We start from the raw sequence: 15,826 nt of genomic DNA on the forward strand, positions 1-15,826 counted from the left end.
CCTATTTAAAGCATTACTTCCCATACTACGTTTATTAAGATATTTTATGAGTATTCCTATGAATGACGATGATTTATGTATTAGCCTAATAAATTTATTCGAACATCTATTTCCAAATTTATCAATAATTAGTGGAGCAGATGAACCTTACTATAAAGCGCCAATAGCAAATACAAAAGCAAGGATATTTTTTAAAGAGAATTATCCAAGAAGTCTATTACATGAGATAGCTCATTATTGTTTAGCGGGACAGAAACGACGTAAACTAGATGATTACGGTTATTGGTATACTGAATGCGGTAGAACAAATGAAGAGCAGCAACTGTTTCAATTGGTTGAAGCAAGACCACAAGGTTTAGAAAAAGCTATGTGTAAAGCTATAGGTATACATTTTTCACCTAGCTTTGATGATTTTTCAAGTCGACCGATATCAGAGTTATTTTTAAAAGACTTAGAGGTTCATTATCAGGAAATGATCACGAACCCTCCTCCCGCAGCTAAAATAGCTTTAGAAGCCCTATTACTTACTGACTTTGCTATAGCAACTAAACGTAGAATTATTACTTAAGCGATACGATTTCTGGTAAATTAGCTAGCTACTACTATTTTTCAGTATATCTAAAACTTACCCACGCTGAAGTTACTACATATTATATTTTAGGGACATTCACAATAACTGAAGAATAGTCATTCTGCATATTCAATAAATTTGTATATGGTGATTGATTTGAAACTTCTTCTGATTCGAAACTATTTAGTAGAGCTTCAACAGTACATCTGAATCCACAGTCTCTAATTCTATATACCCTATCAAAAAACACTTTCTCAACAGCAGACTGAGGGTGCTGACTATCACGGTTGTACTGTCTTTTCTTGAGGTTGTAATTAGTTATATCGTCATACCTTCTTTGAATATTACCGTAAATTGAATTTGATGCGTGAATTCTAGTAATACATGGTTTATTGCGATAAGAGGACGCATTCTCTACTGCTCCCCAGATGATGTAGTACACCTCACTAATAGAATAACTCAATAAACAGATATCTAATAAGCTCTCCATCTTTTCACTAATGCTAGGTGATAAGTCATTCATCTCAGACCGTTTATTCAAATATCTAATGCATTCCTCTAGCTGGATACGCTGACACCATTCTCTATACTCTAGACTCTCACCTAAATTATTTCTAAACTCTTCACCTTTACTATCAATAATTAGTTGATGTAGCTGCGCTTTGTTGTAAGCGAAATTAAAGTTTATTTGAAAAAAATCAATCTTAAGATCACCTTGTTCACCAGCTTCTACATAGTGCTCAGCATCGTGAGTATTAAACAGCAATAGGTTTTTACTGCATAAACGCCGAAGTATTTTAGCATCTAATCTATGCAGTGGAGATAGAGGGATTTGTAAATTGTCACGTAGCGATATGGTCGTTTCGAGATTATCAGCACCAACGCTTTCAATCACAGCGACCAGTAAGAGGTGGTCTATATTGCTGATGTCCTTGACACTAGGTATTGATAGGTTTTGAAATTGTCGATGACGCTCAAGCAAAGCTATTAAATTTCGTTTTACCTCTAACTCTTGCTGTCTAATTTTTTCAGCTTCAATTAAATAGTCCCTGCGTTCAAGTTGTTGTATTTGATGTCTACAATCATCACATGTCCAACTATTTATACTTAGTTGTATAAGCTCTGAGCGCGTACAACAGGTCTTATGAGTACCACAGCTGCTACATTGGCAGTCGAGTATGATAAGGGTCGCATGTTTCTTGGCTATGGTGGATATTTCGTTCGAGCTAAAGCCGAACTCTTTACCTATTTCTCTACACGTATATATGAAACTGTTTTTTCTATCAGTAGCTAACGACCAGTATTTTTCACAGATTAGTTTAAATTCCTGAGTTGCGTCTGACTTGTACTCTATTTTAGTTTCCATAGCTACCTCGTTAATACCGACTATATCCCGTGGATATTATAGCGAACCACTGTGACTATTGCTATTTTAATAGCGATTAATCCTATGACGGCAGACGAGCGAATGTTAGCTTTTGGACAGCGAGTACGTGAGGCGCGAAAAAGCAGAAGAATATCTCAAGAAAGACTAGCTGAGATGGCAGGTATTGATCGTAGCTATATGGGTAATATAGAGCGTGGTGAGAAGAATATTACTTTAAAGAAAGTATACGAGCTATGTGATGCGCTGGAGATTAAAATAGAGGAGCTGGTTTAGGATAGGATAATGTAAAATAGCCAAAAAGATTTATATTATGTTTAAGTCAACATCAAGATAGTCTCACTACCTAAACAAGAATAAATAGTTGGATGTCATTATGAACGAGTCTAAAGGTCAAGTACTAGCCACTGATGATGAGCGTCTGACTCTTGTGAGTCAAGAAGAGATAAGACGCCGACGCCGAACTAATGCGGACGCTTTAGCGAATTTTGCAGTTGATAATATTCCTACCAATCCTGATACGCGCCATATTTTGATGATTACGTTGAGAGCCGTATTGCGACTCGTGAAGAAGCAAGAGAGCTATTACGTGCGCATTATATTAAAGAAATATCTCAAAGATGATGCTAGCTTATTGTTAGTTAATAACAACCAGGTATTATTAACTGAACCTGGATAATCTCTATAACTCTAGTCCTTCCTACGGCTGTTGTTTATCTTTTTCATCGCTATATGAATAGAAGGTTTAGGTATAGTGCACAATGCAAAGACTTATCTCGTGTCTGTACACAAATGAGTAGCTGTGAACAAGCTAAACAAGTGCTTAAATGCGGAAATACTAGGTTAGATCGTGACAAGGACGGTGTGCCATGCGAATCAATATCCCCTAGTGGTTAATTACGGTAGCTTCTGTTGTGCTTGTTGGGTGCAACTCAGGCACCACAGAGTATGATCTTTACGGTGCAGGCTAAATTGTTGTCAACGAGCAGACATGGAGTGAGAATAGCGCGACTCCTTATCCGTTTACGGTGGCTGAAGGTGAGATCTCATGCGGATACAATCCTGGCTTTGGTCGTAAAGTGTATTTTGAGCCTGAAGGATATATTGATGAGTCCAGTATCGGAACACCACTTAATAAGTCAGCTGTAGATGCTTTAAAGCAAACTGATATGAGTACTAATGTGTCTTACAGGATAAAAGAAAATGCTGATCTAAGCGATGCCGTACAGATTGGATTGAAGGTCTGTGGTGAGCAACAGGATATAATCGAAAATCGTTGATTTGATACCAGAGAAAACACAACTTTTTCTACAAGCTGAACTTATGTTGTATTGTCCAAATATAGTTCGGACAATTTATTACGTAATTTAGATTAGCTGATTAAATACACTATTTTACTTAGTGTACAATATCTTATTTTTTAAGAGAAATTGTACATTCTTTCGTTAAAAAACCACTTTTTGATGATCTCAATTATATCTTTATTATTCATACACTTAACGACGTACATTTATTACTAGGAGTTTACTAGAGCTTAGCCATTGGTGTGTGGCCGGAGAAGCTCGTAGAAGGTTGTCTGACTTTGGCTACTGGTATGCACCAGATGGACGATCAGCAGCTCAGCAGCAGTCTTTTGAGCGCGTCGAAATTAAGCCGCAAGCATTGGAATGTCTATTTACTTTAGCTTGCGGGCGACCTTTCCAAGTATCGCAGGACAATTTATTTGCAGCGTTTGATACGAGTGATAGCACCTTCGAACATGACGTTTATCGACAAGCAGAACAGTATATTACTGAGCCTCAGACACTACCACGTGATGCTAAAATCTTATTACTTACTTTACTTGAGGTTTCCACACCCAATTAGACTAAACCGATGGCAATATAGCTTTCAATGGTATGATTTTTATAACGCAAATGGTTAAGGATCTTATACGAACAATAACGCCTTGCCACTAAAGTTACATGTGCTATGCGCTATACTAATAATCAAATCGATATTTTAAACCAATAAAATTTATTAACGTTTAAAATATACTTTATGAATCACGCCCTATATTAAACAGACTTAACTCAGCCACCGAAACACTTATTTAAATGAAGAAAAACCTCATAATTATAAGATAAGGAAGCACTATGCAAGTATTCTATATTCACCCAGACAATCCACAGCCTCGATTGATTGAGCAAGTGGCTGACCTGCTACGTAAAGACCAACTGATCATCTACCCTACCGATACCAGCTATGCCTTTGGTTGTCGTCTGGGTGCAAAAGATGCGTTAGAAAAACTTAAACAAATTCGTGAGCTTGATGATAAACACCAATTTACCTTATTATGTCGTGACTTAAGTGAGATTGCTAATTACGCTACAGTAGATAATGTGCAGTTTAAACAGCTAAAAGCACATACCCCAGCACCTATTACATTCATCCTAAATGCCACAAAAGATGTACCCAAGAAGCTGTCTCACGCTAAGAAAAAAACAATCGGTATCCGAGTACCGAGTAACGCTATTGCTCAAGCACTTTTAGAAGCTATGGATGAACCAATATTGACCAGCTCACTAGTCTTACCTAACCGTGATGACATACTTGACGATCCATTCGAGATTGAGGATATCTTAGGCAATCAAATTGATGGTCTAATCAATGCAGGTATAAAAACAACCAAGCTAACCACCATTGTAGATATGACTAGCAGCCAACCTGAGATTGTCAGGCAAGGTGCTGCTGATGTTAATTCACTACTGCTCTAATAAAATGAATAATGTGATTAACCAAATTCAAGACATAAAAAAAAGCTCCAATTAATTGGAGCTTTTTTATGAATCATATATTCAGTATAAAACTAGTCACGATCAACTAATTCTACATATGCCATTGGCGCATTGTCACCATCACGATGACCGCATTTTACGATACGCAAATAACCACCTGGACGAGTCTGGTAACGAGGACCTAACGTGCCAAATAATTTGCCTACCATAGCTTTGCTACGCATACGGCTGAATGCTAAACGACGGTTAGCAACGCTGTCTTCTTTAGCCATAGTGATTAATGGCTCGGCAACGCGACGTAGTTCTTTAGCTTTTGGTAAAGTTGTTTTGATCAGTTCATGCTCAAATAATGAGTTAGTCATGTTCTGAAACATTGCCTTACGATGACTGCCGGTACGACCCAGCTTGACTCCACTCTTACGATGGCGCATAGTCAAAAATCCTTAAAGTTTAACGGCTACGATAAGAAAAGCGATCATCAACACGTAAATCAGCTGGTGGCCAGTTATCTAGGCGCATACCGAGCTCTAAATCTTTAGACGCTAAAACGTCTTTGATTTCAGTTAATGATTTCTTACCAAGATTTGGGGTTTTTAGAAGTTCAGTCTCTGAACGTTGTACCAAATCACCGATATAGTAAATGTTTTCAGCTTTCAAGCAGTTGGCTGAGCGAACCGTTAGTTCAAGATCGTCCACAGGGCGTAATAGCACCGGATCAACCTCTTCTTTCTCTTTCACAGGCTCAGGCGCTTCTTCAGCTTCTAGGTCAACAAAGATAGAAATCTGTTGTTGTAAAATAGTGGCTGCTTTACGAATTGCTTCTTCTGGATCTATAGTGCCATTAGTTTCAAGCTCAATGATAAGACGATCAAGATCAGTACGCTGCTCTACACGAGCGTTCTCAACCTGATAAGCAACACGAAGCACAGGACTAAAACTTGCATCAAGCTTTAAGCGTCCAATTGCTTTAGTATCACCATCTTCACGGCGCTGGTTTGCTGGCTCATATCCACGACCCATTACTACGCGCAAACGCATCTTAAGATGACCACGATCACTCAATGTACCCAATACCAATTCTGGATTGATGATGTCAACATTGTGCGGTAACGTGATATCTGCAGCAGTAATAGTGCCTGGACCTTGTTTATCCAAGGTCAAAAATACTTCATTTTGGTCATGAAGCGTAATTGCCAAGCCTTTTAAGTTCAAAAGCAAGTCAAGTACATCTTCTTGTAGCCCTTCAAGCGTAGAGTATTCATGGTCAACACCATCAATCTCGGCTTCAATGACTGCAGCACCAGGTAATGAAGATAACAAGATACGACGTAAGGCATTACCTAGGGTATGCCCAAAGCCGCGTTCTAACGGTTCGAGCGTGACTTTCGCAATCGTTTCGTTAACCGTATCCACGTTAATGGCATTCGGCGTTAGAAACTCAGTTGCATTTAGCATCATGATGTCACCTCGATTTATTAAACTGGTTTAATTAACGTTAATTGCTCAATGCCATTTTCATGACATCGAGCAGTACGTCATTTACTTAGAGTATAGCTCAACGATCAAGCTTTCGTTGATTTCAGCAGGTAGATCAATACGATCAGGCGCATGTTTAAACGTGCCTTGTAGTTTGCTGTGATCAACATCTAGCCATTCTGGAATACCACGTTGTGTCGCTAGTTCAATAGCGTTTTTAATACGTAGTTGTTCGCGAGACTTCTCTTGGATAGCGATGACATCACCATCTTGAAGCTGAATTGATGGAATGTTCACACGAACAAACTCATCACGGCCAGCTTTCTTTACCATAACAGTACGATGACTGACTAGCTGACGTGCTTCTGCGCGAGTTGAGCCAAAGCCCATGCGATATACAACGTTATCTAGACGGCTCTCAAGCATGGCTAGTAGGTTTTCACCTGTAGCACCGCGCTTACGAGCAGATTCTTTATAGTAATTAGCGAATTGACGCTCTAGTACACCATAAATACGCTTAACTTTCTGCTTTTCACGCAGCTGTAGAGCATATTCAGAGGTCTTGTTACGGCTTACGCCATGTTGACCTGGTGGACGACCAGCTTTTTTCGTTTTTACGTCGTATGGTTTAACGCCAGACTTAAGGCCTAAATCCGTACCTTCACGACGTGATAATTTGAGTTTTGGTCCAATATAGCGGGCCATTGTTATGTCTCCTATAAGCTTTCAATATAAAAAGCTTCGTCTTTAATATTAGACGCGGCGCTTTTTCGGCGCACGGCAACCATTGTGTGGGATTGGGGTTACATCAGAGATGCTGTTGACTTTATAACCCAATGCACCTAGTGCTCTTACCGCAGACTCACGACCCGGTCCTGGTCCTTTGACCAAAACGTCGATATTCTTAACACCATATTCTTGGGCCGCTTTACCAGCGACTTCAGCTGCAACCTGAGCTGCAAATGGTGTAGATTTACGTGAACCACGGAAGCCTTGTCCACCTGAAGTGGCCCAAGCCAATGCATTACCCTGACGATCGGTAATCGTAACAATGGTGTTATTAAAAGACGCATGGATATGGGCTACGCCCTCCGATACTGAACGGCGAGTCACCTTTTTGCGACTGCGAGTGTCTTTTGCCATCTTTTAGCTTCCTAAGTTAATTATCTTTTGAGAGGGCGTGTCGGACCCTTACGAGTACGAGCGTTGTTCTTGGTGTTCTGACCTCTAACTGGTAGGTTACGACGATGGCGGATGCCACGGTAACAACCAAGATCAACTAAACGCTTAATATTCATTGAAACTTCACGACGAAGGTCACCTTCAGTCATGTAATTTGCAATTTGTGCACGGATAGCATCTAACTGTGTATCATCTAACTGACTGACTTTAGTAGTAGGGGCAATGCCAACTGCTTCTAAGATTTTCTGAGCAGTGGTACGACCTACACCAAAGATGTAAGTTAGTGAAATAACAGCATGCTTATTATCCGGAATGTTTACGCCGGCAATACGAGCCATTGATTTCTCTCCATTAAAGAAAAATAAGCGTTATCTAACGATAAGGCATTACTTTTCAGATTTGTTGCTGTCAATACTAAAGCCTTTGTAATCTCAATCTCTGCTTTGGTCTGATAACAGACTTATTCTTCGATAGTATTATAAAAGTTTTTGCATAAACTACGGCAAGTGGCGGATGATATCGCATCCGCCGTTATTTTTCAAGTATTAATTTAAATAGTAACAAAAACCTAAGGCTTTGTGATACTAAGTATTAACCCTGACGTTGCTTGTGGCGAGGTTCTGCTGTACAAATAATATGTACACGGCCTTTACGGCGCACAACTTTACAGCTACCACAAATCTTTTTAACTGATGCTTGAACTTTCATAGCATGCTCCTTGAAATATCGTACCGCTCATTTAAGGTTGAGTGGGCGATTGAATTAACGTCTGATCATGATATTGATGGGTCATCAAATGCGCTTGAATCTGCGAGATGAAGTCCATTACCACAACCACCATAATCAGTAAAGACGTACCACCGAGTTGAAACGGCACACCAAACGATGACTGGACGACCATTGGCATTAAACAAATAACCGTCATATACATCGCGCCAATAAAGGTCAATCGGTTTAATACATGATCGAGGTAACGCTGAGTTTGTTGTCCTGGGCGAATACCTGGGATATACGCACCACTACGTTTAAGGTTTTCAGCTACTTCACGTGGGCTAAATACTAGCGCCGTATAAAAATAGCAGAAGAAAATAATCATTGCACCAAACAATACCAAATATAGCGGCTGCCCTGGAGACAATACTAACGCCATATTCTGTAATATTTTTTGTGTAAAGGTAGGATCGGTTGATTGACCAACCCACTGTCCTAAACTTGCTGGAAACAACAATAGAGAACTCGCAAAGATAGCGGGAATAACCCCTGCCATGTTTAGCTTCAACGGCAGATGAGACTGCTGCTGAGCATAAATTTTACGACCCTGTTGCTGCTTTTGTGCGTAGTTTACGGGAACACGGCGTTGGGCACGTTCAATATAAACAATGCCAGCAGTAACCGCGATACCTAGCAACACAAAAATAAATAGTACAATCAAGTTCATCTGACCTTGATTGACCTGTTCGATAGACTGCGAAATCATACCTGGCGTACCAGCCACAATGCTCGCAAAAATGAGCATTGAGATACCGTTACCTACACCACGCTCTGTAATCTGCTCACCAAGCCACATTAAAAACATAGCGCCTGCTACTAAAGAAGTAACAGCTGGAATATAGAAAGTAAGACCAGAAGATAAGGTAAGGTTTTGACTGATTAAGCCAGCACACATCCCTAATGACTGTACTAGGGCTAAGGCAAGCGTTCCCTGACGGGTATACTTGTTTAGCTTGCGTCGTCCCGCTTCACCCTCTTTTTTGAGGGCTTCAAGCGATGGCAATACCGCAGACATCATCTGTACAATAATCGATGCTGAGATATATGGCATAATACCAAGTGCCATAATAGACATACGCTCTAGTGCACCGCCTGAGAACATATTAAACATGCTCAGAATGGTGTTTTCGTTGCGCGAAAACAGATCAGCCAAGTTAACCGGATTGATACCCGGTACTGGAATATGTGACCCTAAACGATAAACAATCAATGCGCCGATTAAGAATAATAAACGCGTCCATAATTCATCATACTTGCGTATAAATGCAAATGGATTGAGCGGTATACCAGTCGATGACATTGATTGTTTTGACACGTTATTACTCCTCGATGCTACCACCAGCAGCTTCGATTGCTAGCTTAGCGCCTTTAGTCACTTTGATACCTTTAAAAGTATAAGCTTTAGTGACTTCGCCTGATAACATAACACGGGCACGCTTCATATCATGACGGATAAGGTTAGCAGCTTTAAGTGTTTCAATGCTAACAACATCGCCTTCAATTTGGTTTAGTTCAGACAGACGTACTTCAGCTGTCTTCATTGCCATTTTACTGGTAAAACCAAATTTAGGTAGACGACGATATAAAGGCATTTGACCACCTTCAAATCCTGAGCGTACGCTAGAACCTGAACGAGATTTCTGACCTTTTACACCACGACCACCAGTCTTACCAAGACCTGAACCGATACCACGACCACGACGTTGTGCAGTTTTCTTTGCACCAACACCTGGTGATAATTCATTTAATCTAAGACCCATTACGCTTCCTCCACTTTTACCATGTAGTTAACGCGATTTACCATACCACGAGTTGAAGGAGTATCTTCTACTTCAACAGTATGGTTAATACGGCGTAAACCCAATCCTTTCAAGCTCGCTTTGTGGCTCTTTAGGCGATGGGCACCCGATTTAAATTGAGTGACTTTCATTTTTTTCATCGTAACTCACCTAGTCTAAGTTAACCCAAGATTTCGTCTACAGATTTACCACGTTTAGCTGCCATCTTCTCTGGAGTTGACATATCACGTAAACCGTTAAACGTTGCGCGAACAACGTTAGCAGTATTGGTAGAACCATAACATTTAGTCAAAACATCTTTGACACCAGCAACTTCTAATACAGCACGCATTGCGCCACCAGCGATTACGCCAGTACCTTCAGATGCAGGCTGCATATAAACTTTACTAGCACCATGACGTGCTTTGATCGGATGATACAAAGTTGCATCATTTAGCTCAACAGTAATCATATTACGTTTGGCAGCTTCTAGTGCTTTTTGGATAGCAGCTGGCACTTCACGTGCTTTACCGCGACCGAAACCAACACGACCGTTGCCATCACCCACTACAGTTAGTGCAGTGAAAGAGAAAATACGACCACCTTTAACAACTTTTGCAACACGATCAACGGTAACTAAGCGTTCTACTAGACCGTCAGTCTGTTCATTTTTATCATTTTTATCATTTCTAGCCATGATTAAAACTCCAATCCGTTCTCGCGAGCTGCTTCTGCTAAAGCTTTAACTCGACCATGATATTTGAAACCACTACGGTCAAAGGCAACTTTAGTGATACCAGCTGCTTTTGCGCGTTCTGCGATCAATTGGCCTACAGACGTTGCTGCATCAGCATTACCAGTAGCGCCTGAGCGCAAGCTGACGTCTAAGGTAGATGCCTGAGCAATCACTTCACCACCGTTCGGAGAGATAATCTGGGCATACATATGTTTTGGCGTGCGGTTAACCGTTAAGCGATTAACGCCTAAAAAACGGATATGCGCGCGGGTTTTCTTAGCTCGACGCAGACGAGCTGCTTTTTTATCAAACATTTCAACTCACCTTATTTTTTCTTGGCTTCTTTGCGAATCACATGCTCGTCACTATAACGAATACCTTTGCCTTTATAAGGCTCAGGTGGGCGGAAACCACGGATATTAGCCGCTGCTTGACCAAGCTGCTGCTTATTGTTTGATTTCAAAACAATTTCAGTTTGCGTTGGGGTTTCAGCTGACACACCTTCAGGTAACGTATACTCTACTGGATGAGAGTAACCAACGTTCAAAGTTACTTTGTTGCCAGTAACTTGTGCGCGGTAACCAACACCAATTAATTGAAGACGTTTTACAAAGCCTTCATTCACGCCTGTAACATAGTTGTTAAGCAGAGCGCGCATGGTGCCAGTGTGCATCATAGCTTCTTTTGAATCGACTGTAGGTGAGAAAATGATAACATCATCTTCCTGTTTCAGCTCGACCAATGCATGCAGGCGTAAAGACAAATTGCCGTTCTTGCCTTTAACTTCGACCTGCCGATCGTTCAAAGTAACGCTTACACCATTTGGCAGCGTCACTGGGGCTTTAGCCACACGAGACATAGGAATATTCCTTAAAAAATTAACTTCTTTATATTAGCGAAAAAACTAACAGGCTAAAAAGCGTGTTAGTTTAGCATAGTTGACTACGTTAGACACCTACCAATGTTAAATAATTTACCATTACCACATTGATAGAAGCCCAACAGTATCAAATAGACTTTATCGTCGTGTAACTTACGCTACAAATGCGACGATTTCACCACCGATACCAGCAGCGCGTGCAGCACGATCACTCATGATACCTTGGCTAGTTGATACGATAGCAACACCCATACCTTGCTTAACAGTAGGGATAGCGTCTTTACCGCGGAACTGGCGTAAACCAGGACGGCTAAAACGTTGAATAGTTTCGATGACAGCACGGCCTTCGAAGTATTTTAGTTCAATAGTAAGGCTTGCTTTGTTGTTTGCTTTTTCAGTAACAACAGCACTAGCCACATAACCTTCGCTAACTAGTAAATCAGCAATTGATTTACGTAATTTAGAGCTCGGCATTGCTACCGATACTTTGTTAGCCATTTGTGCGTTACGAATACGGGTTAGCATATCCCCAACGGTATCTTGCATACTCATATAGTTACCCCTTACCAGCTTGCTTTACGAACACCAGGCACATCGCCTTGCATGACACGCTCACGCAGCATATTGCGTGATAAGCCAAACTTGCGGAAGTAACCGTGAGGACGACCGGTGATAGCACAACGATTGCGCAGACGTACTGGCGATGAGTTACGTGGAAGAGCTTGTAGCTCTAACATCGCTTCCATACGAGTTTCGTCACTTGCAGTCATATCACTGATAGTTTCTTTTAGCTTGATACGCTTATCAGCGTACTTAGCAACCATTTTTTCGCGCTTCAATTCGCGGTTAATCATGCTCTTCTTTGCCATAACGTCTTTACCTTATTTAAATGGGAAGCCGAATGCTTTAAGCAACGCACGACCTTCTTCATCAGATTGAGCTGACGTGGTGATTGTCACATCCATACCGCGGATACGATCAATCTTGTCAAAATCTACTTCTGGGAATACAATTTGTTCTTTGATACCCAATGAGTAGTTACCACGTCCGTCAAAGGCTTTAGGTGAAAAACCGCGGAAATCACGAATACGAGGAATTGCAATGGCAACGAGACGATCTAAAAATTCGTACATTTGCTCACCGCGTAGCGTTACTTTACAGCCAATTGGCCATTCTTCACGAATCTTAAAGCCAGCAACTGATTTACGCGCTTTGGTGACAACAGGTTTTTGACCAGCAATTGCAGTCATATCAGCTACAGCACCTTCAAGTAATTTCTTATCTTGAGACGCACCGCCTACACCCATGTTAAGTGTGATTTTAGTGATTTTAGGCACTTGCATCACATTCGCCAAACCAAGCTCTTCTTGGATTTGCTGCTTTAATTTATCGTTATATAAAGATTTTAATCTTGCCATTACCATTACACCCTTAGTGTCTTACGCAGTCGCCACTACTTCACCGTTCGAACGATAGACGCGTTGTTTCTGGCCGTCTTCGCTGAACTGATAAGTAATACGATCAGCTTTTTGGGTTTGCGCATTTAATATTGCGACATTTGAAATATGTAGGAAAGCTTCTTGCTTAAGAATGCCGCCTTCAACGCCAGCTGCCTGATTTGGCTTCTGATGTTTAGTGACAATGTTAATGCCTTCTACTTTAATACGATCATTTTTTACAGCTTGTACAGTACCTTGCTTGCCTTTATCTTTACCAGCAATCACGATAACTGTATCGCCTTTACGTAATTTTGACATGGATTACCTCACAATACTTCTGGTGCTAGTGATACAATTTTCATAAACTGATCACCACGTAGTTCACGAGTTACCGGTCCAAAAATACGAGTTGCAATCGGTGCTTTGTTTTGGTTCAACAATACCGCAGCATTGTCGTCAAAACGTAACACAGAACCATCAGGACGACGAACGCCTTTTTTGGTGCGTACAACTACAGCATTCATCACGTCGCCTTTTTTAACACGACCACGCGGAATGGCTTCTTTAACCGTTACTTTAATAATGTCGCCAACTGATGCATAACGACGATGAGAACCACCCAGTACTTTAATGCACTGAACTCGTCTTGCACCGCTATTGTCTGCAACTTCCAGCATTGACTCAACCTGAATCATAGCGTTACTCCACACGTATGAGCAATAAAAACCAGTTGCTGCCGCTAGCACAGTATGAGTAGACGGCATTGTAATATAAATAACCGCGACTTACTCTTAATGTGAGTGATATACGCTCGGCGCAATCAGCATCCTTAAAAAGGCGGATATTTTAACAGCTTCTGGCTTTTAATGCAATTTACTTAGATTTTTTCTACTTTTTCAACCACATCAACCAAAGTCCAAGACTTGGTTTTTGAGATTGGACGCGTTTCTTTGATACGGACAAGGTCGCCTTGTTGGCAAACGTTGTTCTCATCGTGTGCTTTGATTTTCGTAGAACGACGAAGCTGTTTGCCATATAGAGGATGACGAACCAGACGCTCAATCAAAACTGTGATGGACTTGTCCATCTTGTCGCTGACAACTCGTCCTGTCAATACGCTAGCATTGGTAGCTGTTTGATTGTTATCGCTCATGAGTCGCCTCGTTGTTTCTCGTTAATCAAAGTCTGAAGCTGTGCAATCGTACGACGATTGCCACGTACTTCATGGGTATTACCCAACTGACCAGTTGCTTTAGCCATACGAATACGGAAAGCATCAAGTTGCTTTTCATCAAGTAACTGGGTCAGTTCTTCTAATGATTTATCACGTAATTCACTGATCTTCATTACATTATCGTCCGCTTAACAATGGTAGTTTTAAAGGGCAATTTTGCTGCAGCAAGTATAAATGCTTCGCGAGCAAGCTCTTCTGAGACCCCTTCGATTTCATATAACACTTTACCAGGTTTGATTTCGCATACCCAATATTCGACTGGACCTTTACCTTTACCCATACGTACTTCTAATGGCTTGTTGGTAATCGGTTTGTCAGGGAATACACGAATCCAAATCTTACCGCCACGCTTAATTTTACGAGTGATGGTACGACGTGCTGCTTCAATTTGACGGGCAGTCATACGACCACGAGTCAAAGATTTTAGACCAATTTGTCCGAATGCAACGGTGCTTCCACGATGAGCTAGCCCAGTGTTACGACCTTTGTGCATTTTACGAAACTTGGTACGTTTTGGCTGTAACATAGTTTAACCTCTGTCTGAGTTTCGACGATTTCCGTTTCCACGACCACGGCGTTTTGGCGCACGAGCCTGCTCTTCTTTAACGGGATTATATACACTGTTCATACCGTCAAGGATTTCGCCACGGAAAATCCAAACTTTAACACCGATAGTGCCGTAAGTTGTCTCTGCACGTACTGACGAATAGTCAATATCAGCGCGGAGTGTATGCAGTGGCACACGACCTTCACGGTACCATTCAGTACGAGCAATCTCAGCACCGCCAAGACGGCCAGACAACTCAACTTTAATACCTTTAGCACCAGAGCGCATGCTGTTCTGTACAGCGCGTTTCATCGCACGACGGAACATAACACGACGCTCAAGCTGGCTACTGATACCGTCTGCTACCAAACGTGCATCAAGATCAGGTGACGTGATTTCTTCAATGTTGACCTGAGCAGGTACGCCCATTATTTTGGTCAATTCTTTTTGAAGTCTTTCGATATCTTCGCCTTTTTTACCGATAACAATACCAGGGCGCGCAGTGGCGATGGTAATCTTAGCAGCGCCAGTAGGACGCTCGATCATGATGTTGCTGATCATAGCGTTGTCTAGCTTTTTGCGTAGATATTCACGAACTCTAATGTCGTTGATTAGGTATTCTGAGTATTGTTTAGGGCTAGCATACCAGTTTGCGTTATGCTTTTTTACAACACCAAGACGAATTCCGATTGGATGTACTTTTTGACCCATAACTTATTCCCCTACCTTAATAGTGATGTGACAGGTACGCTTACTGATACGATCAGCGCGGCCTTTGGCACGTGGTAGGATACGTTTTAGCGTAATGCCTTCATCAACGTAGATAGTTGATACTTTAAGAGTATCGATATCTAGACCGTTGTTGTTTTCGGCATTGGCGATGGCTGAGTTAAGACATTTCTTAACAAACACAGCGCCTTTTTTATTACTATACGTTAGGATATCCAAAGCACGCTCGATAGATTTGCCACGAACTTCATCAGCAACGAGTCTAACTTTTTGTGCCGATATGGCGGCACCGCGTAATTTTGCAGTTACTTCCATGATAAGC

At 41.2% G+C, this 15,826-nt stretch carries 29 protein-coding genes and 1 pseudogene; 7 read left to right on the forward strand and 23 right to left on the reverse strand.

The genetic code is table 11. The features are described 5' to 3' along the window. Positions 1–46: 46 nt before the first annotated feature. Positions 47–568: an elongation factor P hydroxylase gene (locus I6E84_RS10290; protein WP_197217876.1), complete on the forward strand. Its 522-nt coding sequence runs from the start codon at positions 47–49 to the stop codon at positions 566–568. A gap of 82 nt (positions 569–650) precedes the next feature. On the opposite strand, the gene I6E84_RS10295 is transcribed toward I6E84_RS10290, so the two are convergent. Further along, complete coding sequence (locus tag I6E84_RS10295; RefSeq protein ID WP_197217878.1) at positions 651–1,937, reverse strand: hypothetical protein; 1,287 nt, start codon at positions 1,935–1,937, stop codon at positions 651–653. Positions 1,938–2,021: 84 nt separating this feature from the next. On the opposite strand from I6E84_RS10295, the gene I6E84_RS10300 reads away from it, so the two are divergent. The 6 genes and pseudogenes from I6E84_RS10300 to I6E84_RS10325 all read left to right on the forward strand — a co-directional run bounded on the left by I6E84_RS10300 (position 2,022) and on the right by I6E84_RS10325 (position 4,711). Next, complete coding sequence (locus tag I6E84_RS10300) at positions 2,022–2,231, forward strand: helix-turn-helix domain-containing protein (protein ID WP_197217977.1); 210 nt, start codon at positions 2,022–2,024, stop codon at positions 2,229–2,231. 100 nt (positions 2,232–2,331) lie between these two features. Then, positions 2,332–2,634, forward strand: coding sequence for a hypothetical protein (locus tag I6E84_RS10305; protein ID WP_197217880.1), 303 nt, complete (start codon positions 2,332–2,334; stop codon positions 2,632–2,634). A 113-nt stretch (positions 2,635–2,747) separates the two neighbouring features. After that, a complete protein-coding gene (locus I6E84_RS14135) occupies positions 2,748–2,852 on the forward strand; it encodes an excalibur calcium-binding domain-containing protein (RefSeq protein ID WP_227681457.1) in 105 nt (34 codons plus the stop codon). Between the two features lie 131 nt (positions 2,853–2,983). Beyond that, positions 2,984–3,235: a hypothetical protein gene (locus I6E84_RS10315; RefSeq protein WP_197217883.1), complete on the forward strand. Its 252-nt coding sequence runs from the start codon at positions 2,984–2,986 to the stop codon at positions 3,233–3,235. Positions 3,236–3,464: 229 nt separating this feature from the next. Further along, positions 3,465–3,821, forward strand: a pseudogene (locus I6E84_RS10320) (elongation factor P hydroxylase); the annotation flags it as partial. A 269-nt stretch (positions 3,822–4,090) separates the two neighbouring features. Next, positions 4,091–4,711: an L-threonylcarbamoyladenylate synthase gene (locus I6E84_RS10325; protein WP_197217885.1), complete on the forward strand. Its 621-nt coding sequence runs from the start codon at positions 4,091–4,093 to the stop codon at positions 4,709–4,711. 92 nt (positions 4,712–4,803) lie between these two features. Here the strand turns inward: I6E84_RS10325 and rplQ are convergent, their stop codons facing one another. The 22 genes from rplQ to rplV form a co-directional block, all read right to left on the reverse strand. After that, the gene (rplQ, locus tag I6E84_RS10330) at positions 4,804–5,163 is read right to left on the reverse strand and encodes a 50S ribosomal protein L17 (protein WP_010196736.1); all 360 of its coding nucleotides are present in this window, start codon (positions 5,161–5,163) and stop codon (positions 4,804–4,806) included. Between the two features lie 19 nt (positions 5,164–5,182). Next, the gene (locus I6E84_RS10335; protein ID WP_011279808.1) at positions 5,183–6,190 is read right to left on the reverse strand and encodes a DNA-directed RNA polymerase subunit alpha; all 1,008 of its coding nucleotides are present in this window, start codon (positions 6,188–6,190) and stop codon (positions 5,183–5,185) included. A gap of 81 nt (positions 6,191–6,271) precedes the next feature. Continuing rightward, a complete protein-coding gene (gene rpsD / locus I6E84_RS10340; protein WP_110923954.1) occupies positions 6,272–6,913 on the reverse strand; it encodes a 30S ribosomal protein S4 in 642 nt (213 codons plus the stop codon). Between the two features lie 48 nt (positions 6,914–6,961). Next, positions 6,962–7,351, reverse strand: coding sequence for a 30S ribosomal protein S11 (rpsK, locus tag I6E84_RS10345; protein ID WP_058368279.1), 390 nt, complete (start codon positions 7,349–7,351; stop codon positions 6,962–6,964). Positions 7,352–7,371: 20 nt separating this feature from the next. After that, a complete protein-coding gene (gene rpsM, locus I6E84_RS10350; RefSeq protein WP_010196723.1) occupies positions 7,372–7,728 on the reverse strand; it encodes a 30S ribosomal protein S13 in 357 nt (118 codons plus the stop codon). Positions 7,729–7,981: 253 nt separating this feature from the next. After that, on the reverse strand, positions 7,982–8,098 hold the full coding sequence (gene rpmJ / locus I6E84_RS10355) for a 50S ribosomal protein L36 (protein WP_010196721.1): 117 nt from the start codon (positions 8,096–8,098) through the stop codon (positions 7,982–7,984). A 31-nt stretch (positions 8,099–8,129) separates the two neighbouring features. Further along, positions 8,130–9,461 carry a preprotein translocase subunit SecY gene (gene secY / locus I6E84_RS10360; protein WP_192518043.1) on the reverse strand — a complete coding sequence of 444 codons (1,332 nt, stop codon included), beginning with the start codon at positions 9,459–9,461 and terminating at the stop codon, positions 8,130–8,132. 19 nt (positions 9,462–9,480) lie between these two features. After that, positions 9,481–9,921 (reverse strand): 50S ribosomal protein L15, encoded by a 441-nt coding sequence (rplO, locus tag I6E84_RS10365; RefSeq protein ID WP_110923952.1) that lies wholly within the window; start codon positions 9,919–9,921, stop codon positions 9,481–9,483. Further along, entirely contained in the window at positions 9,921–10,100 is a 180-nt protein-coding gene (rpmD, locus tag I6E84_RS10370; RefSeq protein WP_010196714.1) for a 50S ribosomal protein L30, read from the reverse strand. The genes rplO and rpmD overlap by 1 nt, the downstream gene beginning before the upstream one ends. Positions 10,101–10,120: 20 nt before the next feature. Beyond that, positions 10,121–10,636 (reverse strand): 30S ribosomal protein S5, encoded by a 516-nt coding sequence (gene rpsE / locus I6E84_RS10375; RefSeq protein ID WP_010196711.1) that lies wholly within the window; start codon positions 10,634–10,636, stop codon positions 10,121–10,123. A 2-nt stretch (positions 10,637–10,638) separates the two neighbouring features. Then, positions 10,639–10,989: a 50S ribosomal protein L18 gene (gene rplR, locus I6E84_RS10380; protein WP_110923951.1), complete on the reverse strand. Its 351-nt coding sequence runs from the start codon at positions 10,987–10,989 to the stop codon at positions 10,639–10,641. An 11-nt stretch (positions 10,990–11,000) separates the two neighbouring features. Next, a complete protein-coding gene (rplF, locus tag I6E84_RS10385; protein ID WP_110923950.1) occupies positions 11,001–11,534 on the reverse strand; it encodes a 50S ribosomal protein L6 in 534 nt (177 codons plus the stop codon). Positions 11,535–11,708: 174 nt separating this feature from the next. Beyond that, positions 11,709–12,107: a 30S ribosomal protein S8 gene (rpsH, locus tag I6E84_RS10390; protein WP_197217887.1), complete on the reverse strand. Its 399-nt coding sequence runs from the start codon at positions 12,105–12,107 to the stop codon at positions 11,709–11,711. A gap of 11 nt (positions 12,108–12,118) precedes the next feature. Next, positions 12,119–12,424, reverse strand: a complete 306-nt coding sequence (rpsN, locus tag I6E84_RS10395) for a 30S ribosomal protein S14 (protein ID WP_021813378.1) — start codon at positions 12,422–12,424, stop codon at positions 12,119–12,121. A 12-nt stretch (positions 12,425–12,436) separates the two neighbouring features. Then, positions 12,437–12,973, reverse strand: coding sequence for a 50S ribosomal protein L5 (gene rplE, locus I6E84_RS10400; protein ID WP_110923948.1), 537 nt, complete (start codon positions 12,971–12,973; stop codon positions 12,437–12,439). 21 nt (positions 12,974–12,994) lie between these two features. Beyond that, positions 12,995–13,312 carry a 50S ribosomal protein L24 gene (gene rplX / locus I6E84_RS10405; protein WP_110923947.1) on the reverse strand — a complete coding sequence of 106 codons (318 nt, stop codon included), beginning with the start codon at positions 13,310–13,312 and terminating at the stop codon, positions 12,995–12,997. Positions 13,313–13,320: 8 nt separating this feature from the next. Next, positions 13,321–13,689, reverse strand: coding sequence for a 50S ribosomal protein L14 (rplN, locus tag I6E84_RS10410; RefSeq protein WP_010196702.1), 369 nt, complete (start codon positions 13,687–13,689; stop codon positions 13,321–13,323). A 182-nt stretch (positions 13,690–13,871) separates the two neighbouring features. Next, the gene (gene rpsQ, locus I6E84_RS10415) at positions 13,872–14,147 is read right to left on the reverse strand and encodes a 30S ribosomal protein S17 (protein ID WP_021813375.1); all 276 of its coding nucleotides are present in this window, start codon (positions 14,145–14,147) and stop codon (positions 13,872–13,874) included. Beyond that, on the reverse strand, positions 14,144–14,341 hold the full coding sequence (gene rpmC, locus I6E84_RS10420; RefSeq protein ID WP_110923946.1) for a 50S ribosomal protein L29: 198 nt from the start codon (positions 14,339–14,341) through the stop codon (positions 14,144–14,146). Before rpmC ends, rpsQ begins: the two co-directional genes overlap by 4 nt. Continuing rightward, the gene (rplP, locus tag I6E84_RS10425) at positions 14,341–14,754 is read right to left on the reverse strand and encodes a 50S ribosomal protein L16 (protein ID WP_110923945.1); all 414 of its coding nucleotides are present in this window, start codon (positions 14,752–14,754) and stop codon (positions 14,341–14,343) included. The genes rpmC and rplP overlap by 1 nt, the downstream gene beginning before the upstream one ends. Positions 14,755–14,757: 3 nt before the next feature. After that, positions 14,758–15,486, reverse strand: a complete 729-nt coding sequence (gene rpsC / locus I6E84_RS10430) for a 30S ribosomal protein S3 (RefSeq protein ID WP_110923944.1) — start codon at positions 15,484–15,486, stop codon at positions 14,758–14,760. A gap of 3 nt (positions 15,487–15,489) precedes the next feature. Then, positions 15,490–15,819 (reverse strand): 50S ribosomal protein L22, encoded by a 330-nt coding sequence (gene rplV, locus I6E84_RS10435; protein ID WP_010196689.1) that lies wholly within the window; start codon positions 15,817–15,819, stop codon positions 15,490–15,492. Between the last annotated feature and the right edge of the window lie 7 nt (positions 15,820–15,826).

It is taken from the genome of Psychrobacter sp. SCQQ22 (assembly GCF_015864605.1).
Classification (GTDB): Bacteria; Pseudomonadota; Gammaproteobacteria; order Pseudomonadales; family Moraxellaceae; genus Psychrobacter; species Psychrobacter fozii.